Source organism: Streptosporangium sandarakinum (assembly GCF_013409935.1).
In the GTDB taxonomy this organism is placed as follows: Bacteria; Actinomycetota; Actinomycetes; order Streptosporangiales; family Streptosporangiaceae; genus Streptosporangium; species Streptosporangium nondiastaticum.
On record NZ_JACCCO010000001.1, the window covers coordinates 3,590,522 to 3,615,663 of the forward strand.

Consider the following 25,142-nt stretch of genomic DNA (forward strand, 5'->3'; position numbering starts at 1 on the left):
TTCGGGTTTCTTCATCCATCTACGTCAGACGCGCCATCGCAAGCCGTACCAGATCGGCGTTTCCAGCAACGGGGTCGCCCACAGGGCTGTGGAGGACGTCCTCCAGGCCGACGCGCATAGCCAGACCCATCTGCCCCGCTTCATCCACAAGTATCCAGGTCGGCTCCCCCTCACCGTGAAGGAGACGCCGCCCGGGGACGCCCAGCTCGTCCAGGCGGGCGAGGACGGCGTGCGCGCGGGACACGGCGGTGGCGGCCGGGCCGCCGATGATCTCCACCAGCACCCGCATGCACTCCAGGCCGCCGGCGGCGAGCGCCTCGGCGTCGGCGGTGGACCAGACCCCCGCCTCGACGCCCACGCCGAGCTCGCGCAGGTCGTGCCAGAGCTCGGCGAAGCCGGGCTCCGAGAGGTTGACCGAGGCGAAGTCGGGCCGGTCCTCCGGCGGCAGCTCCGCCCAGCCCCGTACGGCCCGCCGCCGCTCCCCGGCGTCCCCGCCGGATATCCACAGGCCCGTGCTGACGCCGACGGGCATGCCGGGGCACGCCCGCCGTACCTCGCGGACCGCCGCGCCGATGTGCGCGGCGCTGAGAGACTCCCTGCCGGTCTCGTCACGCGGATGCATGTGGACCGCCGACGCACCCGCCTCACGGGCCTCACGGGCCTCCTGAGCGAGCTGCAGGGGGGTCAGGGGCAGAGCGGGGTGCTCGCCGGACTCCCTCGAACCATTGAGGCACGCCTTCAGCATGATCTCGGTCACCGGTGAACCGTACCCGGGCACGCCGCGCGCTCACCCGGCGGGCGGCCCGGGCCTGCTCGGCGGGCGGCGCGCCCCGCCCGCCGGCGCCGCCCTCGCGACACCCGGGCGCCCGCCGCGGTACGGCACGGCGCGCCCCGCCGGGACCGGGCCACCGGAGCCGGGCCGCGTCAGCTCGACAGGCGGATCGGCATGATCAGGTAGCGGTAGTCGGGGGTCCCGCCGTCGTCCACGGGCTTGCCGCCGGTGAGGATCGCCGGCTTGGTGGAGGTGGTCATCTGCAGGCGGGCGACGTCGGAGTCGATCGCGCCGAGCCCCTCCAGCAGGAACTGGTGGTTGAAGGCGATGTTGATGTCGTCGCCGTCGAAGTCGACCGGCAGCACCTCGACCGCCTGGGCCTCGTCGCCGGTGCCCGCCTCCAGGACGACCTCACCGCCGCGGAAGGCCAGCCGGACCGGGGTGTTGCGCTCGGCGACCAGGGCCACGCGCTTGACGGCCTCGACGAAGGCGCTGGTGGACAGGTCGGCGCGGGCGGAGAACTCCGTGGGCAGCAGCGAGCGGTACTTGGGGAACTCCGGGTCGAGCAGCCGGGTGGTGGAGCGGCGGCCGGCGCTGGAGAAGCCGATCATGCCCTCACCGGTGCCGCCCGCCGAGCTCAGCGCGATCTCGACCTCGGCGCCGGTGCTGCCCAGGGCCTTGGCGGCGTCGGCGAGGGTGCGGCCGGGGATCATGGCGATCGCCGAGAAGTCGGGCTGCCCCGGCTGCCACTTCAGCTCGCGCACGGCCAGCCGGTAGCGGTCGGTGGCGGCGAGGGTCACGGTGTCGCCCTCGATCTCCACGCGCACGCCGGTCAGCATCGGCAGGGTGTCGTCCTTGCCCGCGGCCACGGCGACCTGGCCCACGGCCGAGGCGAACACGTCGCTGCCCACCCGGCCGGCGGCCGGCGGCATGACCGGCAGGGAGGGGTAGTCCTCCACGGGCATGGTGAGGAGTGTGAACCGGGCGCTTCCACAGGTGACGACCGCCTTGGCGCCGTCCACCACGAAGTCCACAGGCTGTGCGGGCAGCGCCCGGGTGATCTCGGCGAGGAGCCGGCCCGAGACCAGCACCACGCCCGCCTCGCCGCTCTGGGGTTCGAGGGTCACCTCCGCGGAGACCTCGTAGTCGAAGCCGGAGAGCTTGAGCTGGCCGCCCTCGGTGACCTCGAGGCGCATGCCGGCCAGCACCGGCACGGAGGGACGCGCCGGAAGGCTGCGCGCCGTCCATGCGACCGCCTCAGCGAGGACGTCTCGCTCGATCCGGAACATCACGGGGATCTGCCTCCTGTGTGGCGAGCGCCCGTCGCTCGCCGCCTTGGGTTCGGGTGTTCACTGTCCCGCACCTGTGTGCTCCGGGACCCCTCTATGGGTCTTGAAGTTCTTAGAGAGATACATGGAGTCATCACAGTAGGGGCGGTGGAAACTGTGGAAGACCATCGTTTCCGCAGGTCAACTATAGTTTTTTCATCCACCGGGGGTGTGGGTGAAGGGTGTGGAGAACCCGGCGGCCTGGGGACAACCGAGCTGTACCCACAGGCCGTCCCCAGATCAAGGGGTGTTCATCCACCGGTTATCCACGAGGTTTCCCCAGGTTATCCACTGGGTAAGAGACCGTTTTGTCCTTGGGGAAAACTCTCCCCACAGGGCGTCCACAGGTTGTCCACGAGTTCTCCCCAGCTTTTCCCCAGGTTCTCCCCAGGTTCGTCCCCAGGCGCCGAAACCGATTCGAGTTCGACCGCAGGTGATGATCATGACTGAATGCCCCGATAATTCACGTTCGGGCGACTCATACCTTCAGTCCACAAGGTTTTCCACAGCCTGTGCATCACGCGGTGGCGCGTCTCATCCGCCGCGCGACTGCTGCTTGATCCTCGTGGTCAGCTCGTTGACCTGGTTGTAGATCGAACGACGCTCCGCCATGAGGGAACGGATCTTCCGGTCGGCGTGCATGACCGTGGTGTGGTCCCGGCCGCCGAACTGCTGCCCGATCTTCGGCAGCGACATGTCGGTGAGCTCCCGGCACAGATACATGGCGATCTGCCGGGCGGTGACCAGGACCCGCGACCGCGAGCCGCCGCACAGGTCGTCGACCGACAGGCCGAAGTAGGCGGCGGTGGACGCCATGATCGTGGCGACCGTTATCTCCGAGCCGGCGTCCTCGGTGATCAGGTCCTTGAGCACGACCTCGGTGAGCTGCAGGTCGACCGACTGCCGGTTGAGGCTGGCGAACGCCGTCACCCGGATCAGCGCCCCCTCCAGCTCGCGGATGTTGGTGGAGATCCGGCTGGCGATGTACTCCAGCACCTCCGGCGGCGCGGCCAGCCCCTCCTGGATCGCCTTTTTGCGCAGGATCGCGATGCGGGTCTCCAGCTCCGGCGGCTGGACGTCGGTGATCAGACCCCATTCGAACCGGTTGCGCAGCCGGTCCTCCAGCGTGACGAGCTGCTTGGGCGCCCGGTCGCTGGAGATGACGATCTGCTTGTTGGCGTTGTGGAGGGTGTTGAACGTGTGGAAGAACTCCTCCTGCGTCTGCTCCTTGCCCTCCAGGAACTGGATGTCGTCCACGAGCAGGATGTCCACCGCCCGGTAGCGGGCGCGGAAGCCGTCGGCCTTGTGGTCGCGGATGGAGTTGATGAAGTCGTTGGTGAACTCCTCGGAGCTCACGTATCTCACCCGCGCGCCGTCGTAGAGGCTCTGGGCGTAGTGGCCGATCGCGTGCAGCAGGTGGGTCTTGCCCAGGCCGGAGTCACCGTAGATGAACAGCGGGTTGTACGCCTTGGCCGGCGCCTCGGCCACCGCGACCGCGGCGGCGTGGGCGAACCGGTTGCTGGAGCCGATGACGAACGTCTCGAAGGTGTACTTCGGGTTCAGCCGGGCCGGCTCGCCCTGTGGACGGCCGCCACGGCCGTCCCACCTGTTCTGCGTCTGGGCCGGCGGCGGGCCGGGCACGGGCGACGGCCGGTCGAAGGCGTCGCCCTCCGGGCGGGGCGGCGCCGGCCGCGGGTCGTACCCGCCGGGGCCCGCCGGACCTCCCGCGCCCGCCGGGCGGTAGCCGTCGGGGCTCCCCTGGCCGTAACCGCCGGAGCCCGCGGGACCACCGCGACCGCCGTGACCACCGGGGCCGCGCTCACCCGGGCGCTCCGCCTCCGCGTTGTCCGCGGGGAGGTACGGCTGCGCCGGCTCGTCCATCCGCCCGTACGGATAGGGGAACCGTCCACCCTGTGGTTGACGCTGTGGATAACCGGTGGACGACATACCTCCGGAGCCCGGATCGCGATAGCCGTCCTGGGCGGAGATACCGTCTCCGAGCTGCGAAGACATGGGCTGTGTATAACCCTGTGGCTGCCCGGAGCCCTGTGCGTAACCCGGCGCCGGAGCCTGTGGATAAGTGTCGTGCCGGGGCGAGACCGCGGTCTCGGGGCCGGCCGCCCCGGGATCGACCATGACCGCGACCTTCATCGGACGGCCGAACTCCGCCGACAGCGCGTGGCTGATCAGGGGACGGAGCTTGTTCTCCAGGACGTCACGGGCGAAGTCGGTGGGGGCGGCGAGCACCACGGTGTCGTTCATCAGGCCGAACGGCCGGGTCATGCTGAGCCAGACACGCTGCTGGGATGGGACGCTCTCGTTGAGGGAGTTCTCCAGCGCGCGTGCCCACATCGCGCCGAGATCCACGTCATCCACGGCCCGGCTCACCTCCTCCGACGCGGCCCCCGACCGAGCTTCACCGCGATTCCCGTTATCCACAACCGGCGGCCGCCGGGCCCGCCGGGTTCTCCCGCCGTCCACCCGCCGGGCGCCGCGGCGGCCCATCGGGCCACCGTCCGGAATCCACAGGCAATCCACACGGTGTACACAGCCCCGCGCCCGCTGCCCCGCACATCGTCGCAGCGGAGAGTAGGTCTGGAAGGGCTGACAGTAGTCTTGTCCACATCTCTGTTCAAGACGTTGTCCACAGCCTAGTGGCAGTACGGGGGAGGCTGGGTGCATGCCCTGTGGATGGCGGGGCGGCGGTGGACAAAGGGGCTGTGGATTCGTGGACGACCCGTCGGCGGCCCGCCCGCCGGTTTGACCTGGGACACGCGGGCACCGTAACGTACGACGGTCGGCTTACCACGCGGCGGCTATTTCGCATGCCCCGCCTCCGGTAAGCCAGCCACTCTGTCAAGCGTCCCCATGTGCTGGGGGCCGCGCCTTGAGCCTGGAGCCCACTCGTGAGCAAGCGTACTTTCCAGCCGAACAACCGTCGTCGCGCCAAGACCCACGGCTTCCGGCTCCGTATGCGCACCCGCGCCGGCCGCGCCATCCTGGCCGCCCGCCGTCGCAAGGGCCGCGCCGAGCTCTCCGCCTGACGTATCCACCGGCCCGGTTCGCCGGGCCAGGGCAGCAGCGTCTCGTCGCCCGTCGGCCGTGATAGCCGACGGGCGATAGGCGTACCTGCCCGGATCCCGCGAAGACCCACTCGTGCTGCCATCCGAATCCCGCATGCGCCGGGGCGAGGAGTTCGCCAGCGCGGTCAGAAAGGGAGGCCGAGCAGGCCGTCCCACCCTGGTCGCGCACTTGAGCATGCGCCCGGAGAGCGGTGAACCGCCGCTGGTGGGGTTCGTGGTGAGCCGGGCCGTGGGAGGCGCGGTCGTCCGCAACCGCGTCAAGCGCAGGTTGAGACACCTCGTGCGGGAACGCCTGGATCGCCTCCCGCGAGGTAGCCTGCTGGTTGTACGCGCCAATCCACCGGCCGCGTCCGCGCGAAGCGAGCGCCTTGCCGCCGAACTCGATGTCGCGCTGGATCGTTTACTCAGGCGGCGAGAGCCTCCCAAGGCTCGCATGGATGGGCGATGATGACGGCGCAGCAGACCGACGGCGGCACTCCCGCCGCCAGGACCCTGATGGCTCCTATCCGGTTCTACCGGGCCTATGTGAGCCCCCTGCTGGGTCCCCGTTGCCGTTTCCACCCCTCGTGCAGCGCCTACGGCCTGGAGGCCCTGGCCGTTCACGGCGCGTTGCGCGGCACATGGCTGACGATCCGGAGAATCGGGCGTTGCCACCCATTCCATCCCGGAGGTTTTGACCCGGTGCCCCCACGCCCGGTCCGGTCCGACGAAACGCAAGGGAGCTAGCTCCGTGGAGCTGTCCTGGCTGAATTGGCTGTACACGGCCGTCGCCCATGTCATCACCTGGATCCACCAGGGTTATAGCAGCTTCCTCTCTCCCGACAGTGGGCTGACCTGGGCGCTGACCATCATCACGCTGACCGTGTTGATGAGGCTGCTCATCTTCCCGCTGTTCCTCAAGCAGATGCGCTCGTCGAGGAAGATGCAGGAGCTGGCCCCGAAGGTCCAGGAGCTGCGCAAGCGCTACAAGAACGACAAGCAGCGCATGAACCAGGAGGTCATGGCGCTGTACCAGGGGGCCGGGGCCAACCCGCTCGGCGGCTGCCTGCCGATCGTGGCCCAGTTCCCGATCTTCATCTCGATGTTCACCGTGCTGCGGGCGATGGCCGACGGTCACACCAAGTTCGGCATGACGAAGGAACTGGTCGACAGCGCCCGTGCGGCGCACATCTTCGGCGCCCCGCTGCCGGCCACCTTCTGGAGCAGCGCCGAGCAGATCCAGGCCCTCGGCGGCGCCCACCCGATCCAGACGAAGGTCGTGCTCGCGCTCTTCGTGGCGGTCAGCTCGCTGACCACCTTCCTCACCGTCCGGCAGAGCGTCACCCGCTCGATGGCGCAGATGCCGGACAACCCGATGGCGCAGCAGCAGAAGATCCTGATGTACATCTCGCCGCTGTTCGCCATCTTCTCGCTGAACTTCCCCCTCGGCCTGATCCTCTACTGGGTCACCACCAACCTGTGGACGCTGGGCCAGCAGCACTGGTTCTACAGCCGCCACCCCTCTCCCACGGTCGACGCCAAGGGAAACGTGGTGACCCCCGAGCCCAAGCCGGGCCTGCTGGGCAAGGTCAAGAAGACCGAGCCCCCCGCTCCTCCCGTCGAGCCGGCACCCAAGGTGATCCGCCAGCAGCCGACCCGTCAGCCCCGCAGCAAGCGGACCGGTAGCAAGAAGTCATGACGACTCATCCCCGACAGCACGAAGGAGTGGCGGAGTGACCGAGGCCGAGAAGGAGACCGCGAAGACGGCTCCGGACCTCGCCGCGCTGGAGCAGGAAGGCGAGGTCGCGGCGGACTACATCGAGGGTCTGCTCGACATCGCCGACATCGACGGTGACATCGACATGGACGTCGAGGGCGATCGCGCCGTCGTGTCGGTGGTGGACGTCAAGGGCGGCGACCTCGTCGGCGCCAACGGCGAGGTGCTGGAGGCGATCCAGGAGCTGACCCGGCTCGCGGTCCACCGCCAGACCGGCCAGCGGTCCCGGCTGATGCTCGACATCGGCGGCTACCGCGACCGCCGCCGGACGGAGCTGCGTGACCTCGGCACCAAGGTCGCCGCGGACGTCAGGCGCAGCGGCGAGCCCAAGGCGCTGCAGCCGATGACCCCGTTCGAGCGGAAGATCGTCCACGACGCGGTCGCGGCGGCGGGCCTGCGGAGCGAGTCCGAGGGCGAGGAGCCCCGGCGCTTCGTGGTGGTCCTGCCCGCCTGACACCCGCGGCGGACACGAGCACCGGCCGCCGCCCCTGGTCCGTCCAGGGGCGGCGGCCTTTTTCGTCGGCGAGCCCTCTTCCCCGAGGCACGGCTTCCGTCTGCGGACCGCCCTCTCAGGAGGCGGCTCCCGGCGGCGGATCGTCCCCTTCGGGCAGACTTCCGGTGATGGGCCGCCTTCCTCCGGGTGCGGCTCCCGGTGGCGAATCGCCCCCGTCCCGACACGGCGACCTTTCACCGGCCCGCTTCGGTGTCTGCGGACGAGGGTGGCCCATTAGCCTTAGAACGCCCTGACCAAGACAGTTTCCGAGAAAAGAGTGAGCGTCGAGTGAGCGAGCAGATCCCCGAGCCGCCCGAGGTCGCGCGCGAGGTGTTCAGCGGCGACGCCTGGTCGAGAGCGGAGGAGTTCGCCCGGATCCTGGCCGGTCCGGGGGTGGTGCGCGGGCTGCTCGGCCCCCGCGAGGTGCCCCGGATCTGGGATCGCCATCTGCTCAACTGCGCGGTGGTCGCCGAGGCCGTCCCCGCCGATGTGCGCCTGGTGGACATCGGCTCGGGCGCCGGCCTTCCCGGCCTGGTCCTGGCGATCGTACGGCCCGATATCCAGGTCACGCTCCTGGAGCCGCTCCTGCGCCGGACGACGTTCCTCCAGGAGAGCGTGGACGCGCTGGGGCTCGGCAACGTCGAGGTGCTGCGCGGCCGGGCGGAGGAGGTCGCGGGCCGGCGGGAGTTCGACGTTGCCTGCGCGCGGGCGGTGGCGCCGCTCGACCGGCTGCTGAAGTGGGCGCTCCCCCTGCTGCGCGAGGGCGGCGAGCTCCTGGCGCTCAAGGGAGAGCGGGCGGCCGGGGAACTGGCGGACGCAGAAGCCCAGTTGCGGGCCAGCGGGGTACAAACCGCCGAACTTGTGTCCGTCGGGCACGGTAAGGTCGAGCCGCCGGCAACTCTCATTCGGGTGGTCGCCGGTCGGCCCCCCGGGAAAGCGCGCCAGGCGGCCCGCGGCAAGGACCGCGCCTCGCGGGCGAAGCGGACCCGACACCAGTAGGACAGCCGGACAGCAGTAGGAAGCCGGACAGCACCACCGGAAAGACCGAGCAAAGCGAGTACGAAGCCAGTGAATGACCGTGGAAATGCGATCTCGGGCGCGACACGCGGTCTCGGCTGGCCCGAGAATCCCGTCGCCCTGCCAGCGGGACACCCCGGTGGTCTGGGCTGGCCGGTCCCGGCTCCCGAAGCCGCGGCCCGGCCGGTCGAAAGGGCGGCGACCGTGACCCAGGTGACCCAGCCACCCCTTAGCCCCGGCGACTCGCCGCTGGTACGAGAGGCACTCAGTTCAGTGGTTTCACGTGAAACATCGGCCCAGACGACCATGACCACTCCAGGAAACTCCAGCGTGCCCCGGGACGCCGTATGGCCGCGCCCGCCGAAGACCCGCATCTTCACGGTCGCCAACCAGAAGGGCGGGGTGGGCAAGACCACCACGTCGGTGAACCTCGCGGCGGCGCTGTCCATGCACGGCCAGCGAGTCCTGGTGGTCGACCTCGACCCGCAGGGCAACGCCTCCACGGCGCTGTCCATCGACCACCGCGGCGACGTGCCGGACATGTACAAGGTCCTGGTCGAGGACGTGCCGCTGGAGGAGGTCGTCAAGGAGGTCCCGGACATGCCGGGGCTCTACTGCGCCCCCGCGACGATCGACCTGGCCGGCGCCGAGATCGAGCTCGTCTCCATGGTCGCCCGGGAGGCGCGTCTCCAGCGGGCGCTGAACGCCTACGGGGCCGACGAGTTCGACTACATCCTCATCGACTGCCCGCCCTCGCTCGGCCTGCTGACCGTCAACGCCCTGATGGCCGCGAACGAACTGCTGATCCCGATCCAGTGCGAGTACTACGCGCTGGAGGGCCTGGGCCAGCTGCTGCGCAACGTGGACCTGGTTCGTGCCCACCTCAACCCCACGCTCGACCTGTCCACCATCCTGCTGACGATGTACGACGGGCGGACCCGCCTGGCCTCCCAGGTGGCGGAGGAAGTACGGTCGCACTTCAGCGGCACCGTGCTGAACACGGTCATCCCGCGAAGCGTCCGCGTGTCCGAGGCGCCCAGCTACGGCCAGTCCGTCATGACCTACGACCCGGGCTCCAGCGGCGCGATGGCCTACATGGACGCCGCACGCGAAATCGCCTACCGCGGCGCTGTCGTGTGAGCGCCCGGGGGCCTGTGGCTGTCATCATTACGAGGATCATTGGGGACGCCGACGTGAGCCGGGAGAGGCAGTGAGCAAGCCGCCGAGGGGACTGGGCAAGGGACTGGGAGCGCTCATCCCGACCGGCCCGGCCGTGACGGAGGTACGGACGCCGGTCCAGGAGCCGGTCGTGACCACCGGGACCGCCGCGGCGGTCATCATGGAGCCGGAACCGCCGGAGCCGCGGCGGCCCGAGCTGCAGCCGGTCGCGGGCGCCTACTTCCTTGAGATCCCGATCGGGAAGATCAGGCCGAACCCGCGCCAGCCCCGCGAGATCTTCGACGACTTCGCACTGGACGAGCTGGCCATCTCGATCCGCGAGGTCGGGCTGCTCCAGCCGATCGTGGTCCGGGCGGTGGACAACGACTCCTACGAGCTCATCATGGGGGAGCGCCGCTGGCGTGCCTCCGAGCGCGCCGGGCTCTCGGAGGTCCCCGCGATCGTCCGCGACACCCAGGAGGACAAACTTCTCCTGGACGCCCTCATCGAGAACCTCCAGCGGGAGCAGCTCAACCCGCTGGAGGAGGCCGCCGCCTACCGGCAGCTCATCGATGACTTCGACGCGACCCACGAGCAGCTCGCCACCCGCATCGGCCGCTCGCGTGCCCACGTGACGAACACGCTGCGCCTGCTCAAGCTGCCGCCCAACGTCCAGCGGAAGGTCGCGGCGGGCACGATCACCGCCGGGCACGCCCGCGCCCTGCTGACGCTGGACGACCCGGCCGCCCAGGAGCACCTCGCCAGCCGGATCGTGGCGGAGCTGCTGTCGGTCCGGGAGGTCGAGGAGATCGTGGCCGTCGGCGACGCCAAGGCCGCACCGGCGCCCGCTCCCCGGGCCCCCCGGGCGAAGCCGGCCGAGGAGCCGGGTCTCCGCCAGCTCGCCGACCGGCTCTCCGACCGGTTCGAGACCCGGGTGAAGGTCGACTTCGGCCGCCGCAAGGGACGCATCGTGGTGGAGTTCGCCACCATCGACGATCTGGAGCGCATCATCGCGACGATGGCCCCGGGCTCAATGGGGGACGGCGAGAGCTGACGGCTCGTCTGCGACGGAGGCCCGGTGTTTCACGTGAAACACCGGGCCTCCGTCATTGTCAGGAGGCTCCCGACGGGTGAGGAGGATCGCCTCCGAGCCCACCGGGAAGCGGCGATGTTTCACGTGAAACAGCAGCCGCCCGCAGGCCCTCCGCTCCACTGCCGGACTCCCTGACGAGGTCCCGGGGTCGCGCTCCAGAGCCGGTCCTCAGACATGTTTCACGTGAAACAACGGCCGCGCCAGACGCTCCGCTTGGTCGCCAGGTCCATCGGAGGGGAACCCGGCCACCCATCCCGGAGCCGTTTCTCGGCATCGTTTCACGTGAAACATCGCCGTCCGGACGGGCGGCCGTACCGGCCTGCCCGGCCGCACCGGAGAGGGTCAGGCGTCGGTGGCCGCCTGTACGGCGAGCCGGATGTCGGCGAGGAAGGCATCGATGTGCTCCGCCGTGGTGTCGAACGAGGTGACCCACCGGACCACGCGCTCCTCGGCGTCCCAGACATGGAAGAGATACCGCTGCTGGAGCTCGGCGATCGCCTTCTCCGGAAGCACCGGGAAGACGGAGTTGGACTGGACGGGGTAACGGAGCGAGACCCCGGGAAGCCCGGTGACGCCCTCCGCCAGCCGGCGCGCCATCGCGTTGGCCTGGGCTGCGTTCTCACGCCAGAGCTCCCCGGCGAGAAGCGCGGCCAACTGGACGGAGACGAAGCGCATCTTGGAGGCGAGCTGCATCGCCTGCTTGCGGAGGAACAGCGCGGAGGCGTCCAGTTCGGGGTTGAGGATGACGATCGCCTCGGCGCCCATGGCGCCGTTCTTGGTGCCGCCGAAACTGAGCACGTCCACCCCGGCGTCCGTGGTGAGGGCGCGCAGTGAGCAGCCCAGCCCGGCCGCGGCGTTGGCCAGCCGCGCCCCGTCCATGTGCAGGAAGAGGCCGTGGGCGTGAACGAACTCCGCGAGCTCGGCGACCTCGTCGGCGGTGTAGCAGGTGCCGCATTCGGTCGCCTGGGAGATGGAGACGACGCGGGGCTGCGAGTGCTGGACGTTGCCCAGCGCCGAGAGCTGCCCCCGGACGTCCTCCGCCGAGATCTTGCCGTCCTCCGTGGCGAGGGGGACCAGCTTCGTGCCGAGCAGGCGTTCGGGGGCGCCGCCCTCGCTGGTGTTGATGTGCGCGCTGACGGGGCAGAGCACCGCGTCGTAGGGCCGCAGGAGGAGACTCAGCCCGACGACGTTGGCCCCGGTGCCGTTGAACATCGGATAGACGGTCGCCCGGTCGCCGAACTCGGCGCGGAAGGCGTCCTCCGTCTCCCGGGTCCAGCGGTCCCCGCCGTACGCGGGGGCGTCCCCGGTGTTCGCCTCGGTGACGGCGGCCATGACCGCCGGGTGGACGCCCGCGTGGTTGTCGCTGGCGAAGCTCTTCGGAAAAGGGGTGGAAGTCAGCACGGGACCACACTAGGACCTGTTTTGTGGATCTTCGCTGTGGCGAGGATCAGTCGGGCGGCCCCTGCGGATCCCGGGCCCGCGCCGGGGTCCGTGCCGCTGCACGGACCCCGGCGGGGTCAGACCGTGCCGCGGGCGGCGGCCTGCTCCAGCAGCACCCGGCAGACCGTGCCGAGGTCGTCGCCGGCGGCCTCGACGGCCATCGGCAGGAGGGACGTCTCGGTCATGCCCGGGGCGACGTTGACCTCCAGGAAGTGCGGCAGACCGTCCGAGTCGACGATGAGGTCCGTACGGGAGACGTCCCGCAGCCCCAGGGCGGTGTGCGCGGTCACCGCCATCTCGGCGCAGGCCGCGGCGACCTCGGGGGACAGCCGGGCGGGCGCGAAGAACTCGGTGTGGCCCGCGGTGTAGCGGGCCGCGTAGTCGTACACCCCTCCGTCCGGGACGATCTCCACGGGCGGCAGGGCCACCGGGCCCTCCCCGAGGTCGAGCACGGAGACGGCCACCTCGACGCCTTCGACGAACCGCTCGATCAGCGCGGTGTCGCCGTAGGCGAAGCAGCCGACCATGGCGGAGGGCAGCTCCTCCGCGGTACGGACGACCGACGCGCCGAGCGCCGAACCGCCCTGGGACGGCTTGACGAACAGCGGCAGGCCCAGCCGCTCGACGATCCGGGACAGCACCTTGGACGCGCCGAGGTCGTGGAAGGTCTCCTTCGGCAGGGTCACCGAATCGGGCGTGCGGAGGCCGACGGAACGCACGACCGCCTTGGCGGTGGGCTTGTCGTAGGCCACACGGCAGGCGTCGGGCCCGGCGCCCACGTACGGGACGGAGAGGAGCTCCAGCACCGAACGGATGGCGCCGTCCTCGCCGGACCCGCCGTGCAGCGTCACGAAGGCCGCGTCGGGCGGGTCGGCGAGGACGGTGGGCACCAGGGAGGCGTCGGTGTCGCGGATCTCCACCGGGATCCCCGCCGCCCGCAGTACCTCGCCCACCCGGCGGCCGGAGCGCAGGGACACCTCGCGCTCGTAGGACAACCCGCCCGCCAGCACGAGGACATGGCCCAGATCACTCACCCGAAACACCTCTCTTTTCCCACCCGTACCGCGTCCCGGTCCGCTCCCGTCGCGGCCGGGCCGTTCGCCGCGCGACGGCGGCGGAAGTCACCGTACGGCACCGCGCCCGGTCCGCGCTCGTCCGGCCTGTCGCCGGACGCCCGCGTGGAAGGCCGGAGCCCGACGCCCGTACCGGACGCCCGTACCGGATGGCCGAGCCGGGCGACCATGCCGGAGGCCGCGGGTCCGCCGGACGGCGAGCCCGGGCTTCCATCTCAGGGTAGGCGGGAAGGACCCGCGGACCGGGCAGCGGCCCGTGGGACGGCGAGGCGCTCCCGGCGCGCCGTCCCACGGGCGGCGTGGTGAGAGACGAGGCGGCGAGGCGCTCCGGCGCGCCGCGGTGACACGCGGGCGGCGTGGTGACAGACGGGACGGTGGGGGCTCCGCCTTTGACTTCGGCGGCGACCACCGCTCATCGGAGAGACCCCCGCGCCCCACGCCGTGATCATCGCGGCATGGGGCCCGGATGAGTGAAGGACGGCCTAGGCGATGTCGGGGCCGGGGGTGTCCACCCCGGTGTGACCCGGTGCGGCGCCCGGGCCGAACGTGTCGCGCAGCTGCAGCTCCTGCTCGATCACCCCGGCCAGGCGGCGGACGCCCTCGCGGATGCGGTCCGGCTCGGGGTAGCAGAACGACAGGCGCATGTTCCGGGTGCCGCCGCCGTCGGTGTAGAAGCCGGTGCCCGGGACGAAGGCGACCCGCTCGGCGACCGCGCGCGGCAGCAGGGCCTTGGAATCGAGGCCCTCGGGAAGCGTGGCCCAGACGAAGAACCCGCCCCGGGGACGGGTCCACGTCATGCCGGCCGGCATCAGGGCGTCCAGCGAGGTGAGCATGGCGTCGCGGCGCTCGCGGTACAGCTCCCGGAAGGTCTTGATCTGCTCGCGCCACGGCTGCACGGAGAGGTACTCGCCGACCGCGAGCTGGGTGAAGGTGGAGTGCGAGAGCACCGCCGACTCCATCGCCAGCACCAGTTTGTCGCGGATGGCGTGCGGGGCGAGCGCCCAGCCGACCCGGAAGCCCGGGGCCAGGGTCTTGGAGAACGAGCCGAGGTACACCACGCCGTCGGCGTTGTCGGCGCGCAGCGCCCGCATGGGCTCGCCGTCGAAGCCGAGCAGGCCGTACGGGTTGTCCTCGACGACCAGGATGCCGGCGCGCTGGCAGATGTCCAGGACCTGCTGCCGACGCGCCGCGTTGAGGGTCACCCCGGCCGGGTTCTGGAAGGTGGGGATCGTGTAGAGGAACTTGATCGGCGCGCCCGCCGTCCGCAGCGCGTAGATGGTCTGGGCCAGCGACTCGGGGACGATGCCCTCGTCGTCCATGGCGATGTGGACGACCTTGGCCTGGTAGGCGGAGAAGGTGCCGAGCGCGCCGACGTAGGACGGCCCCTCGGCCAGCACGACGTCGCCCGGGTCGATGAAGATGCGGGTGATCAGGTCGAGGGCCTGCTGGGAGCCGACGGTCACCACGACGTCGTCGGCGCCCGCATCGATGCCCTCCAGGCGCATGACGTCGCAGATCTGCTCGCGCAGGTGCGGGTCGCCCTGGCCGGAGCCGTACTGCAGCGCGACCGGGCCGCGGCGGGAGACGAGATCGGCGACGAGCTCCCCCACCACGTCGAGGGGCAGCGCGGTGACGTACGGCATGCCGCCGGCCAGCGAGACCACCTCGGGCCGCGACGCGACGGCGAAGAGCGCCCGGATCTCGGAGGCGACCATCCCGGTTGCCCGTGCGGCGTACCGGTCGACATAGGCGTCGATCCGCGAACCCTGGGGCGCGACGGTCCGACCGTGATCAGAATCGTGGGGCACGGTCCACCTCCTAGCTCATGTGGAGCACACGAGTGCTCATGCCAGAGAAACCAGCGTACGTCAGTGAATGATGTCGTCTGCGTGGGGGGATGCGACAGTCTGAAACACGGACCCCCACTGGGCTACGATGCCAGCTGGGGACACCGTTTTCGCGGGGTTTTCGTCATGGCTCGCACTCGTCTCGCCAGGATTGGGGCCAACAGGTGTCGCGTCGGCTGGCCAACGTCACTCTCGACAATCTCGACGACCTGCCGCACCGGTGCCGCCGGTGCGTGTTCTGGGAGCTGGATCCCATGAGCGGCAACCGCGCCGTCGAGGCCGGGGACCCGGCGCTGGAGAAGGAGGCGTGGATCTCCTCCACCCTCCTGGAGTGGGGGAGCTGCGGGAAGATCGTCTATGTGGACGGCGTGCCCGCCGGGTTCGTGCTCTACGCGCCCCCGCACTACGTGCCCCGTTCGATCGCCTTCCCGACCTCGCCGGTCAGCGCCGACGCCGTGCTGCTGATGACCGCGCACATCATCCCGGAGTTCTCCGGGGGCGGCCTGGGCCGGATGCTGGTCCAGGGCGTCGCCAAGGACCTGACGCGGCGCGGGGTGCGGGCGATCGAGGCGTTCGGCGACCTGAAGTGGGAGCAGCCGGGGGCGTGCGTGATGCCCGCCGACTACCTGCTCTCGGTGGGTTTCAAGACCGTCCGGCCGCACCTGCGCTTCCCCAGGCTCCGTCTGGAGCTGAAGAACGCCGTGTCGTGGCGTGAGGACGTCGAGGTGGCTCTGGAGCGTCTGCTGGGCTCCATGAACCCGGAACGGGCACTACGGCCGGTCTGAGGCGATCTCAGCCGCTTTCCGCCCCGCGCCGCCGCCGTACGCGGCGAGACGACCGGCACGGCCGTACGGCATCGCGGACATGACCGGTGCCCGGTCGTACGGCACGGCGAACACGACCGGCGCGGCCGTACGGCACGGCGGGGATGACCGGCGCGGCGGACGCGGATCGGCGCGGCCGTACGTCGGCGCGCATGCGAAAGCCCCCTGCCGTGGGGTGGAAGGGGGCTTTCGCGGGTGGGTGTGCCGCTCGGAAGCGGTGGTACGGCCCGTGCGCCGTGGGGTGCGCCGTGCCGCAGGGGGCCTTTCCCGGCCCGTCCGTCCGGCCCCGCCGGAGCGGGGCCGCGCGGGCGGTCCTAGATGATGCCCTCGAGCTCGCGGAGCAGCATGGCCTTCGGCTTGGCGCCGATGATCTGCTTCACGACCTCTCCACCCTTGTAGACGTTCAGGGTCGGAATCTGGAGTACACCGTACTTGCCGGCGGTCGCAGGGTTCTCGTCGACGTTCAGCTTGACGATGGTCAGCTTGTCGGCCTGCTCACCGGCGATCTCCTCCAGGATCGGGGCGACCTGGCGGCACGGGCCGCACCACTCGGCCCAGAAGTCGACGAGAACGGGCTTGTCGTTCTTCAGGACGTCGGCGTCGAAGCTGGCGTCGGTCACGCTCTTGATGGCGCCCAAGGTCTTGCTCCCTTTTCGTGATCTCTGTGTCGGGGTCGTCGGTCGGGTCAGCTCTCGCGGTCGGCCAGCCAGCGCTCGGCGTCGAGCGCGGCGGCGCAACCGGTGCCGGCGGCGGTGATCGCCTGCCGGTAGGTGTGGTCGACGACGTCACCCGCGGCGAACACCCCGTCGGCGCTGGTGCGGGTCGAGGGGGCGTCGACCTTGATGTAGCCCTCCTCGTCGAGCTCGATCTGGCCCTTGAGGAGCTCGGTGCGCGGGTCGTGCCCGATCGCGATGAACAGGCCGGTGGCGGCCAGTTCGCTCTCCTCGCCCGTCTTGACGTTGCGCAGCCGGACCCCGGAGACCTTGGCGTCGCCGAGGACGTCGACCACCTCGCTGTCCCAGACGAAGCGGATCTTTTCGTTGGCGAACGCCCGGTCCTGCATGATCTTGCTGGCGCGCAGCTCGGCGCGGCGGTGCACGACCGTCACCGACCTGGCGAACCGGGTCAGGAAGGTCGCCTCCTCCATGGCGGTGTCGCCGCCGCCGACGACCACGATGTCCTGGTCGCGGAAGAAGAAGCCGTCACAGGTGGCGCACCAGGAGACGCCGTGGCCGGACAGGCGCTTCTCGTTGGGCACGCCCAGCTCGCGGTAGCCGGAGCCGGTGGCCAGGATCACGGTCTTGGCGTGGTAGGTGTCGGTGGCGGTCTTGACGACCTTGGGGTCGGCCTGCAGATCGACCTCCACGACGTCGTCGGCGACCAGCTCGGCGCCGAACCGCTCCGCCTGCTTGCGGAGGTTGTCCATCAGGTCGGGCCCCATGATGCCGTCGGGGAAGCCGGGGAAGTTCTCCACCTCGGTGGTGTTCATCAGCGCGCCACCGGCCGTGACCGAGCCCTCGAAGACGAGGGGCCTCAGATCGGCGCGCGCCGAGTACACGGCCGAGGTGTAACCGGCGGGACCCGAGCCGATGATGATCACATTCCGGACGTCCATCACTGCGGTGCCTTCCCGTCGTCGTTGCCAGTGGCGTCAACAGATACTAAGCGCCGGTGATTCCCTCGCCCGAACCGGCGCGTCCACCTGCGGCGGGGCGCGGCGGGAAGACGGAGGGCCCGGCACGGATGACTCCGTGCCGGGCCCCGATGTCCTCGCGGATCGTCCCCGAGGGCCTACTTCCAGCGGGCGAAGGCGGGCTTGCGAACGTTCTCGCACTGCGGGCCCACGACGTGCACGCGCACGGTGTTCTTCGCCTGGTTCTGCCAGAAGACCATGATGTTGGCCTCCTGACCGTTGTAGAAGCCCTGGTCCACCGCGAACGGGAACTTCCCGGTCTTCTTGGAGACCTGCTGCACGCACTGGTCGATCTTGGACGCGTCGGTCGCCTGGGCGGCGTCCACGATCTGGGCCGGGCCGATGTACTCCAGCAGCGAGCCGCTGAGCTCCTGCTCGGTGTAGTTCCAGTTGCTGTCGGTCAGCTGGTAGGCGGGCTCGCTGGCCGACGGGGGCAGGACGGTCGAGCCGCCCCGGTCCGTCCCGGTCGCGGTGAGCATGCCGGTCGACATCACGGTCGTGCCGATCACCGCCGCCGCGGCCACGCCCGCCACGGCGGGAAGGGCCCACCGGCGCCGCGCGGCTCCGGAGCCGCGACGCCGCCTGACCGGCGCCGGGACCACGGTGCCGTCGTCGCCGACGACTCCGAGGCGGGCGGCCGGAACGGCGGGCTCGCCGTCGAACTCACGGTCGCGGTCGTCACCGGCGACCTCCGGCCGCGTGGCGGGGGCGTCGCCGTCCCCTGCCGTTCTGGGCCGCGTGACAGGGATCACGGTGCCGTCGTCGCCGACGATCCCGAGGTGCGCCACCGGCTCCGGCACGGGGGAGGACGTCGTCTCCCACGGCGCGTCGCGCATTATGTCGTCCCAGGCCGGTGCCTCCACCAGGCCTACTCCACCTCCACGGAAGCTCTCGGCCTCAGCGGCCAGCGCACGGTCGATCCTGAGAGCGACTCCCATCGGCATGGCCGGGGTGGGCGTCGCGGCAAGCACCTCACGGACCGCTGCGAGGTCGGCGAGGCTTTCGCCACAGGGATCGCAGATCGCGAGATGCTCGCGTACCTGCAGAGCCGTGGCGGCGTCGAGAAGACCCTCAGCCAGTTCGGCAAGGGTCTCCAGGTCGTAGTGCGTGTCACCCGTCACGAAGTTCTGCTCCCTTCGCGGATGAGACGCGAGTGAGGTCTGATCGGTTCCGTAGGTGGGAAAGAATCGGGGCCAGTTTCGCCCGGCCGCGGGCGCACCTGCTCTTCACGGTGCCGCTCGGCACCCCGAGGACCTGGGCCGCGTCCTCGACGGAGTAGCCCATCATGTCCACGAGCACCAGCGCGGCGCGCTGGTCGGCGGGCAGCAGCCGGAGCGCGGACGAGACCTCCATGGAGACCTCGCGCTCGGCCGTCTGGTCCTGCACGGGGGTGTCGCGCTCGGCGGCCTCGACGAGCTCGTCGTCGGCGACCGGGCGGACTGACTTCCTGCGCATGCGGTCCAGGCACGCGTTCACCACGATGCGGTGCAGCCACGTGGTGACGGCCGCCTCGCCGCGGAAGCTGTCCGCCTTGCGGTAGGCGGAGACGAACGCGTCCTGTACGGCGTCGGCCGCCTCGTCGGGGTCGCCCAGCGTGCGCAGGGCGACCGCCCACATGCGGTCTCGGTGCCGCTTGACTATTTCACTGAAAGCGTGCGGGTCCCCGGCGATGTGCCGGGTCAGCAGATCGGCGTCGGACACGGCTGGCCGCGCCATCTGCTCCGCCGCTGGCGGGGTCTCTGGTGGGGAGTTCACAAGGAAAGTCCTGCTTATGCCGGTCCGGGGAGAATCACCACTACGGGATAGATGGTGCCACGAAATCTCCCATGATCGGCAAGAAGTGGGGTAAAAGCGTCTGAATCCGTACAGCTCTCACTTGGTGGCGAGGATCTTCACGTCCACGATCGTGCCGCGGTACTTCCCCTGGAAGGTCGGCATCCTGGTGAACCAGACGCACACGTAGCGGCCCTTGTGCGGGGAGTCGGCGCTGAAGGTCTTCTTGCCCCCGAGGTCGGAGAACTTGTGGACGGCCTCCAGGGATCCCAGGTCGGCGGACGGACCGACCCGCAGCTCGGCCGTGCCGCCGGAGCCGGCCCCGAAGTCGATCGTGACCTGCTTGACCGGCACGCTCTCGCCGAGGTCGAGCAGCAGCCCGACGCCCTTCTTCAGGTTGCCGAAGTCCGCCGTGGAGTAGGACGCGCTGTGCCAGTCGGTGGAGGGCTTGCCGTCGATCGCGAACAGCGCCAGCTCGTCGCGCTCGTCGCCGTTGTCGTCGCCCTGCGGGTCGAAGCCGTCGGCGTTCTGGACCTTGGCCTCACGGGTGGCCGTGGCCGTCGTGGGCGTGGGCTTGGCGGTCGTGACGGCCACGGGCGGCTCGGAGGCGCCGATGCTGCGGCCGAGCGTCCAGGCGACCAGGCCGACGGCCACCATCACCAGCAGCACGACGAGGGTCATGGCGACCTTGTTGACCGTCCCGCCGCCCGCCGGGCGCGGCTGCTGGTAGGACTGCCGGTACGGCGGCGGGGTGGGGGGCACGCCGGCCGGGGCCGTCGCGGGCGCCGCCGCGGCGCCGGTGGGCGCCTCGGCGCGCGAGGCCGTCACCGGCGGCAGGGCCGTCGCGGGCAGCGGCATGGGCATGGGCGTGGGCCTCGGCACCGAGCTGAGCGCCTCGGCGAACTCCGCCGGCGTGGTCAGCGGGGTGAGCCCCTTGCGGCTCTCCGGCAGCAGCGCCCGACAGGTGATGGTGTCGAGGTAACCGGGGACCCCGGCGGTGACCTGCCGCGGCGTGCAGTAGTGGCCGTCGTCCATGGGGGCGGTCGGCAGCCCGCCCTCCTTCTCCTCGCCCGGCCAGTGGCCGGTCAGCCCGGCGTACAGCAGGCGGCCGAGGCCCTCGGCGTCGGTGCGGGCCGGGTCGTCGCCGGTGACGTCCGCCAGGGCGGCGTCGATGCCCACGCCCAGCAGCTTGACCGTGTTGCCGGAGGTCCACACCAGGTGATCGGGGGTCAGGCACAGGTGCGCGATGTCCGCCTCGTGCGCGTGGGCCAGCGCCTCGGCGGCCTCGGCGATCAGCGCGGCGGCCCGCTCGGGCTCCAGCGACCCTGAGGCGACCATGTCGCCGAAGGTCTCGCCGCTCACCCACTCGCTGACGACGTAGGAGCGTCCGTCGTCCTCGGTGGCGTCGAACACCTGGGTCAGGCGCGGGTCGGTCAGCCGGCTCGCCGCGCGGGCGGCGGTGACGACCTCGTTGAGGCGCGGGAAGTCGGGGTCGAAGGTGTGGACCGCGACGGGGCGGGCGAGCACCTCGTCGATCGCCTTCCACAGGGTGGCTCCGTCGGACTCGTGGACCCGGTCCTCAAGCCGGAAACGGTCGGCCAGTTTCGCGCCCGGCTCGACGGCGGCGGAGGAGCTCATGGGGTCTCCGCGACTGGGGACACGACGCCGCCATCCTCGACGGCCGACACGTCAGGACACATCACACTATGCCGGGTGGATCCGCCCACGCCCTCCTGCTTCCATTAGCCGCATGTCGTCACACGCGTCGCACCATGGTAGTCCCGCGCCGGTTCCGCCCGTGTTCCGCTTGTCAGACGCTTGGGACAAGTCTTGGGGTTACCGGCCTACCCGTCCTGCCACCATTCCAACGATCGAGCCGACCTCCGGGATGCGCATCCGTTGCGCGAAGGCCAGATAGAGCACCATACCGAGACCGCCGCCCGCGGCGAGCATGATGGCCGCGTTGAAAGGGGTCAGGTCGGCGAGTTCCCTGGTGATCCACAGCACACCGAGCGCGAGCGCCGCGGCCGGCAGGGCCGCGATGTACATCCGGGACAAACCGGCGGCCACCACACGCCCGTTCAGCCCGCCCGCGCGGCGGGCGGCCAGCCGCCAGGCCACCGCCGTGCCCGCGACGTAGGAGACGGTGAGCGCGAACGCCAGGCCCATGACGACGTACCGGGGGGGCAGGACGGCGGCGGCGAGGAAGCTGAGCGCGATGCTCACCGCCGTGTTGCCCGCCCCGATGAGGACCGGTGTCCGCGTGTCGCCGAAGGCGTAGAACACGCGCAGCAGGAGCTGGAAGAGCGAGAACGGCACCAGCGCCAGCCCGAAGACCTGCAGCACGCTGCCGATGTAGAGGGCGTTGGCGGGGTCGTTGTTGCCCCAGGAGTAGATCAGCACGGTCACGGCCGGGCCCAGCACCATCAGCAGTACCCCGGCGGGCACGAGCAGCGACGCCACCAGCCGCACGCCCGAGGCGAACTCGTCGCGGACCGAGGTCAGGTCGCCCTCGGCGACCGAGCGGCTCATCCGGGGCAGCATCGCGGTGATCACCGAGACCGCGATGATCCCGTACGGGAGCTGGAAGAGCTGGAACGCCTGGGAGTAGGCGGTGTTGCCGGCGCCCGGCGCCTTGTCGCCGGCGGCGGAGGCGATGTTGGTGGTGACCAGGAATCCGAGCTGGGTGATGGTCACGTACAGGAAGGTCCAGGAGCCGGCCTTGGCCATCTCGCCCAGCCCGGCCTGGCGCAGGTCGAACCGGGGCACGAGGCGGAAGCCCGCCCGGTGCAGCGAGATCATCAGCACCAGGCACTGGGCCACGATCCCGAGGGTCGTGCCGAGCCCCAGGACCGTCAGGTCGGAACCGCTCACCGCGGTGACGTCCGCGCCCGCCGGGCCCGCCTTCACGTAGTACAGGGCCAGGACGGCGATCATCACGATGTTGTTCAGCACCGGCGCCCACATCGGGGCGGCGAACCGGTCGCGGGTGTTGAGGATCGCCCCGGCGAGCGCCCCGACGCCGACGAAGGCGACCTGCGGCAGGAGGTAGCGGGCCAGCGTGACCGTGACCTCGATCCGCTCCTGGCCCCAGTCGTGGGTGTAGAGGCCGATCAGCGGCCGGGCGAGCAGTACCGCGATGACGGTCAGCGCCACCAGCCCGAGCACGCCCGCGGTCATCAGCCGCTGCTCGTAGGCCCGCCCCCCGTCGGGGTCGGTCTTCTGCCGCCGCACGATCGACGGCACCACGACGCTGCTCAGCACCCCGCCGAGGAGGTAGTCGAACAGGATGAACGGGATCATGTTGGCGACGGTGTAGGCGTCGCCCATCTGCGCGCTGCCCAGCGCGGCCACCAGCACCGCCGAGCGGACGAACCCGGTGACGCGGGAGACCATCGTCCCCGCCGCCATGATCGCGCTCGCGCGCAGGACCCTGCTCATGGGCTTCCTTCCACTGGGGGACCCGCTCAGGACTCGGTGCCCGCGGGGGCGCTCGCCGGTCGCGGCGGGGCCGTCGGGGACGCCTGGGACGCCGCGACGCGGCGGGCCCCGCGGCGCCGCAGCACGCGCATGACCACGGCCGCCAGCATCACCGCCAGGGCCGCGCCCACGATCACCAGCGCGATGCCGGTGTAGCCGGTGGTCCGCACGGTCAGCTTCACCGGCTTGCCGTACTTGCGCTTGTCCTTGGTGACGAGCTGGACCGTCACGGTCGTCTGGCCACCGATGGCGGTCGCCCGCATCGGGACCCGGATCGTGCGGTTCTGCCCGCCCGCGATGACGATGGGGGAGTCCTTGCTCTCGTACGGGTCGATCTCCAGCAGCTTCGGCTTGTCGGACGTCACCTGCAGCTGCACCGCGATCTCGCTGCCCGGCCCCGTCAGGTCGTTGCGGACGCTGATCGGCACGTTGCCGTCGGAGCCGGCCAGGGTGCGGAACTGCGGCTGGTCGCTGCCGCTGATGGAGACCTTGCCGATCCGCGCGTCGACGGCGGCCGCGACCTGCCTGACGTACGGCGTGGCGTCCTCGGTCCGGCCGCGCCAGGCGGAGGACGCCAGCCGCAGCAGCGCCGGCTCGAAGATGTCGAGGTCCTGCGCGGTGGTGACGCCGGTCGTCAGGTCGGCGCGGGAGTTCACGCGCTTGACGCTCGCCATGTACGGCTTGCCGAGCTCGGCCCGCCGGTCCTGCTCGGTGTAGGTGAGGCCGGACCGCGGCGTGACCGGCGACTTGGGCCGCTTGAGCGTGTCGAGCGTGACCGGGGAGAGCCAGGGCAGCGTGGCGGCCGCCTTGACGAGCCCGGTGACGTAGCCGGGGTCCGGGTGCCAGCGACGCGGCGGGACCGCGACGACGGTCTTCGCGGCGGTCCTGGGGGCGCCGGCCGAGCCGGCGGCGGGAACGGCCTGCTCGGCGCCGATCATCGCGGTCTCGGCGACGAACCGCTGATGGCTCAGCGCCGCGGCCCCGGGGGCCGAGGTGTCGGCGCCGAGGACCTCGCTCAGCGCCGTGTCGGCGACCAGCGCGGTGACCGGGCCGTCCACGCTCTCCAGGCGGGCGAAGGCGTCCGGGGTCGTGACCGGCGTGACCGGCGTGGCGGTGGTCGTGGTGGTGGCCGGGGACGTGGGCGGCACGGTGGCGGACCGGTCGGCCGCGGACGGCAGATTGCGCTCGTCGAGCAGTACCGTGTCGACGCCCGCACCGGCCAGCGCGTCCAGCCCGTCGTAGTCGATCATGCCGTTGACCGGCCAGTTGACGTAGTCGATGACGTCGCGGCCGAGGGCCTCACGGCCGATGCGGGCCGCCGCCCCGATGCCGTTGCGCGCCGCGTCGTCCACGCCGTTGTGGGTCAGGGCGGTCACGTCGGGGTCGGCGTAGGGGGTGGCGATCACGGGCGGCCTGGCGAGGGCGGCGCGCAGGTCGCGCAGCCACCGGCCGGCCTCGGGGCTGGCCGGGCGCTTCACGGTCGCGTCCTTGGTCTTGACCGTGTGCGTCTTCGCCATGGCCTGGGCGTCGTCGAGCAGGGCGGGGTCGACCATCCAGGTGAGGCCCTTGGCCGAGGTGTTGTCCTGGGCGATCTTCAGTAGGTCGCCCAGCCGCTGCCCGGACGCCATGGACTTGGCCAGGGTGTCGTCGATGAAGGTGGCGTCGTCGGCCCGGCGCGGCTGGTCGATGACCGGCAGGACCATGGCGATCTTCGTGCGGGGGACCGTGACGTCCTTGGGGAGGTAGGTCAGCAGGGTGCGCTGGGCGACGACCTGCTGGCCGAAGCCGTCCAGCACCTCCAGCAGGATCGGGTAGACCCCGAACCGGTTGATGCCGAGCTGCTGCGGGGTGACCGTGAACTCCCAGGGCGCCTTGGCCGAGGGGGCGATCGTCGGCTCCAGGAACTGGTCGTGGTAGGAGTAGGGCTGCGCGCCCTCACCCCCGAGGTAGGTCGCGAGGTCGGCGCGGCGGGCGAACGGCTGCGCCGAGTGGCGCAACCGGATCCGCAGGCCGTTGCGGACCTCACCGGTGTTGGCGAAGAAGCCGGAGATCCTGATCTCGGTCGTCGGATCGCGCGGCACGTCGGGGGTGATCGACTCCACCGCGAGCTGCGGCTCCTGGCGCCCCTGCCGGGCGGCCGCCGGGCGGGCGCCGGCCGCGGCCGTCCCGGCCTCGCGGGCCTCCGCCGCGGTCGTCTGGGCGTTCGCCGTACCAGCAGGGACCACGACGGCGGAGGAGAGCATCGTGGTGGTCATCACGGCGAGCAGGGCGGCCTTGCGGATCACGTGCCGGCCTGGGTCGGAGTACGGCGC

22 protein-coding genes are annotated in these 25,142 nt (G+C 71.0%); 9 read left to right on the top strand and 13 right to left on the bottom strand.

The window, feature by feature from the left end:
- Positions 1 to 19: 19 nt before the first annotated feature.
- From HDA43_RS16240 to dnaA, 3 genes are all read right to left on the bottom strand, one after another.
- Positions 20 to 757, bottom strand: a complete 738-nt coding sequence (locus tag HDA43_RS16240; protein WP_312873309.1) for a 3-keto-5-aminohexanoate cleavage protein — start codon at positions 755 to 757, stop codon at positions 20 to 22.
- A gap of 167 nt (positions 758 to 924) precedes the next feature.
- Entirely contained in the window at positions 925 to 2,064 is a 1,140-nt protein-coding gene (dnaN, locus tag HDA43_RS16245) for a DNA polymerase III subunit beta (RefSeq protein WP_179821621.1), read from the bottom strand.
- Between the two features lie 570 nt (positions 2,065 to 2,634).
- Positions 2,635 to 4,362: a chromosomal replication initiator protein DnaA gene (gene dnaA, locus HDA43_RS16250; protein ID WP_446697292.1), complete on the bottom strand. Its 1,728-nt coding sequence runs from the start codon at positions 4,360 to 4,362 to the stop codon at positions 2,635 to 2,637.
- 644 nt (positions 4,363 to 5,006) lie between these two features.
- Here dnaA and rpmH point away from each other — a divergent pair.
- The 8 genes from rpmH (at position 5,007) to HDA43_RS16290 (ending at position 10,661) form a co-directional block, all read left to right on the top strand.
- Complete coding sequence (rpmH, locus tag HDA43_RS16255; protein WP_010849920.1) at positions 5,007 to 5,144, top strand: 50S ribosomal protein L34; 138 nt, start codon at positions 5,007 to 5,009, stop codon at positions 5,142 to 5,144.
- 112 nt (positions 5,145 to 5,256) lie between these two features.
- Entirely contained in the window at positions 5,257 to 5,631 is a 375-nt protein-coding gene (gene rnpA / locus HDA43_RS16260) for a ribonuclease P protein component (protein ID WP_179821623.1), read from the top strand.
- Positions 5,631 to 5,909 (top strand): membrane protein insertion efficiency factor YidD, encoded by a 279-nt coding sequence (gene yidD, locus HDA43_RS16265; protein ID WP_179821626.1) that lies wholly within the window; start codon positions 5,631 to 5,633, stop codon positions 5,907 to 5,909. Before rnpA ends, yidD begins: the two co-directional genes overlap by 1 nt.
- A 4-nt stretch (positions 5,910 to 5,913) precedes the next feature.
- Entirely contained in the window at positions 5,914 to 6,861 is a 948-nt protein-coding gene (gene yidC / locus HDA43_RS16270) for a membrane protein insertase YidC (RefSeq protein WP_179821629.1), read from the top strand.
- A 34-nt stretch (positions 6,862 to 6,895) separates the two neighbouring features.
- Positions 6,896 to 7,393: a R3H domain-containing nucleic acid-binding protein gene (locus HDA43_RS16275; RefSeq protein WP_179821632.1), complete on the top strand. Its 498-nt coding sequence runs from the start codon at positions 6,896 to 6,898 to the stop codon at positions 7,391 to 7,393.
- A gap of 327 nt (positions 7,394 to 7,720) precedes the next feature.
- On the top strand, positions 7,721 to 8,431 hold the full coding sequence (gene rsmG, locus HDA43_RS16280) for a 16S rRNA (guanine(527)-N(7))-methyltransferase RsmG (RefSeq protein ID WP_179821635.1): 711 nt from the start codon (positions 7,721 to 7,723) through the stop codon (positions 8,429 to 8,431).
- 324 nt (positions 8,432 to 8,755) lie between these two features.
- A complete protein-coding gene (locus HDA43_RS16285; protein WP_218911743.1) occupies positions 8,756 to 9,589 on the top strand; it encodes a ParA family protein in 834 nt (277 codons plus the stop codon).
- Between the two features lie 70 nt (positions 9,590 to 9,659).
- Entirely contained in the window at positions 9,660 to 10,661 is a 1,002-nt protein-coding gene (locus tag HDA43_RS16290) for a ParB/RepB/Spo0J family partition protein (protein ID WP_179821636.1), read from the top strand.
- A 381-nt stretch (positions 10,662 to 11,042) separates the two neighbouring features.
- Here the strand turns inward: HDA43_RS16290 and HDA43_RS16295 are convergent, their stop codons facing one another.
- From HDA43_RS16295 to HDA43_RS16305, 3 genes are all read right to left on the bottom strand, one after another.
- A complete protein-coding gene (locus tag HDA43_RS16295; protein ID WP_179821639.1) occupies positions 11,043 to 12,101 on the bottom strand; it encodes a threonine aldolase family protein in 1,059 nt (352 codons plus the stop codon).
- Between the two features lie 116 nt (positions 12,102 to 12,217).
- Positions 12,218 to 13,174 carry a D-alanine--D-alanine ligase family protein gene (locus HDA43_RS16300; protein ID WP_179821641.1) on the bottom strand — a complete coding sequence of 319 codons (957 nt, stop codon included), beginning with the start codon at positions 13,172 to 13,174 and terminating at the stop codon, positions 12,218 to 12,220.
- Positions 13,175 to 13,695: 521 nt separating this feature from the next.
- Entirely contained in the window at positions 13,696 to 14,928 is a 1,233-nt protein-coding gene (locus tag HDA43_RS16305) for an aminotransferase-like domain-containing protein (protein ID WP_218912247.1), read from the bottom strand.
- 296 nt (positions 14,929 to 15,224) lie between these two features.
- Between HDA43_RS16305 and HDA43_RS16310 the strand changes: the two genes are divergently transcribed.
- A complete protein-coding gene (locus tag HDA43_RS16310) occupies positions 15,225 to 15,845 on the top strand; it encodes a GNAT family N-acetyltransferase (RefSeq protein WP_179821645.1) in 621 nt (206 codons plus the stop codon).
- A gap of 353 nt (positions 15,846 to 16,198) precedes the next feature.
- Here HDA43_RS16310 and trxA read toward each other — a convergent pair whose 3' ends face one another.
- The 7 genes from trxA to HDA43_RS16345 all read right to left on the bottom strand — a co-directional run bounded on the left by trxA (position 16,199) and on the right by HDA43_RS16345 (position 25,115).
- Positions 16,199 to 16,522: a thioredoxin gene (trxA, locus tag HDA43_RS16315; protein ID WP_179821647.1), complete on the bottom strand. Its 324-nt coding sequence runs from the start codon at positions 16,520 to 16,522 to the stop codon at positions 16,199 to 16,201.
- A gap of 47 nt (positions 16,523 to 16,569) precedes the next feature.
- Positions 16,570 to 17,502 (bottom strand): thioredoxin-disulfide reductase, encoded by a 933-nt coding sequence (gene trxB / locus HDA43_RS16320; RefSeq protein ID WP_179821649.1) that lies wholly within the window; start codon positions 17,500 to 17,502, stop codon positions 16,570 to 16,572.
- A 173-nt stretch (positions 17,503 to 17,675) separates the two neighbouring features.
- A complete protein-coding gene (locus tag HDA43_RS16325; protein ID WP_179821651.1) occupies positions 17,676 to 18,698 on the bottom strand; it encodes an anti-sigma factor family protein in 1,023 nt (340 codons plus the stop codon).
- On the bottom strand, positions 18,688 to 19,293 hold the full coding sequence (gene sigM / locus HDA43_RS16330) for an RNA polymerase sigma factor SigM (RefSeq protein WP_179821653.1): 606 nt from the start codon (positions 19,291 to 19,293) through the stop codon (positions 18,688 to 18,690). The genes HDA43_RS16325 and sigM overlap by 11 nt, the downstream gene beginning before the upstream one ends.
- A 156-nt stretch (positions 19,294 to 19,449) precedes the next feature.
- The gene (locus HDA43_RS16335) at positions 19,450 to 20,988 is read right to left on the bottom strand and encodes a protein kinase family protein (RefSeq protein WP_179821655.1); all 1,539 of its coding nucleotides are present in this window, start codon (positions 20,986 to 20,988) and stop codon (positions 19,450 to 19,452) included.
- Between the two features lie 198 nt (positions 20,989 to 21,186).
- Entirely contained in the window at positions 21,187 to 22,791 is a 1,605-nt protein-coding gene (gene murJ, locus HDA43_RS16340; protein WP_179821657.1) for a murein biosynthesis integral membrane protein MurJ, read from the bottom strand.
- Between the two features lie 26 nt (positions 22,792 to 22,817).
- Positions 22,818 to 25,115 (bottom strand): hypothetical protein, encoded by a 2,298-nt coding sequence (locus HDA43_RS16345; RefSeq protein WP_179821660.1) that lies wholly within the window; start codon positions 25,113 to 25,115, stop codon positions 22,818 to 22,820.
- Positions 25,116 to 25,142 lie beyond the last annotated feature (27 nt).

What these genes read in the sequence shown, in the direction of transcription:
- sigM (WP_179821653.1), bottom strand. Translation starts at nt 19,293, where the DNA reads ATGGCGCGGCCAGCCGTGTCCGACGCCGATCTGCTGACCCGGCACATC.
- dnaA (WP_446697292.1), bottom strand. Translation starts at nt 4,362, where the DNA reads ATGAACGACACCGTGGTGCTCGCCGCCCCCACCGACTTCGCCCGTGAC.
- HDA43_RS16305 (WP_218912247.1), bottom strand. Translation starts at nt 14,928, where the DNA reads ATGGTCGCCTCCGAGATCCGGGCGCTCTTCGCCGTCGCGTCGCGGCCC.
- HDA43_RS16285 (WP_218911743.1), top strand. Translation starts at nt 8,756, where the DNA reads ATGACCACTCCAGGAAACTCCAGCGTGCCCCGGGACGCCGTATGGCCG.
- yidD (WP_179821626.1), top strand. Translation starts at nt 5,631, where the DNA reads ATGACGGCGCAGCAGACCGACGGCGGCACTCCCGCCGCCAGGACCCTG.
- HDA43_RS16335 (WP_179821655.1), bottom strand. Translation starts at nt 20,988, where the DNA reads ATGAGCTCCTCCGCCGCCGTCGAGCCGGGCGCGAAACTGGCCGACCGT.
- murJ (WP_179821657.1), bottom strand. Translation starts at nt 22,791, where the DNA reads ATGAGCAGGGTCCTGCGCGCGAGCGCGATCATGGCGGCGGGGACGATG.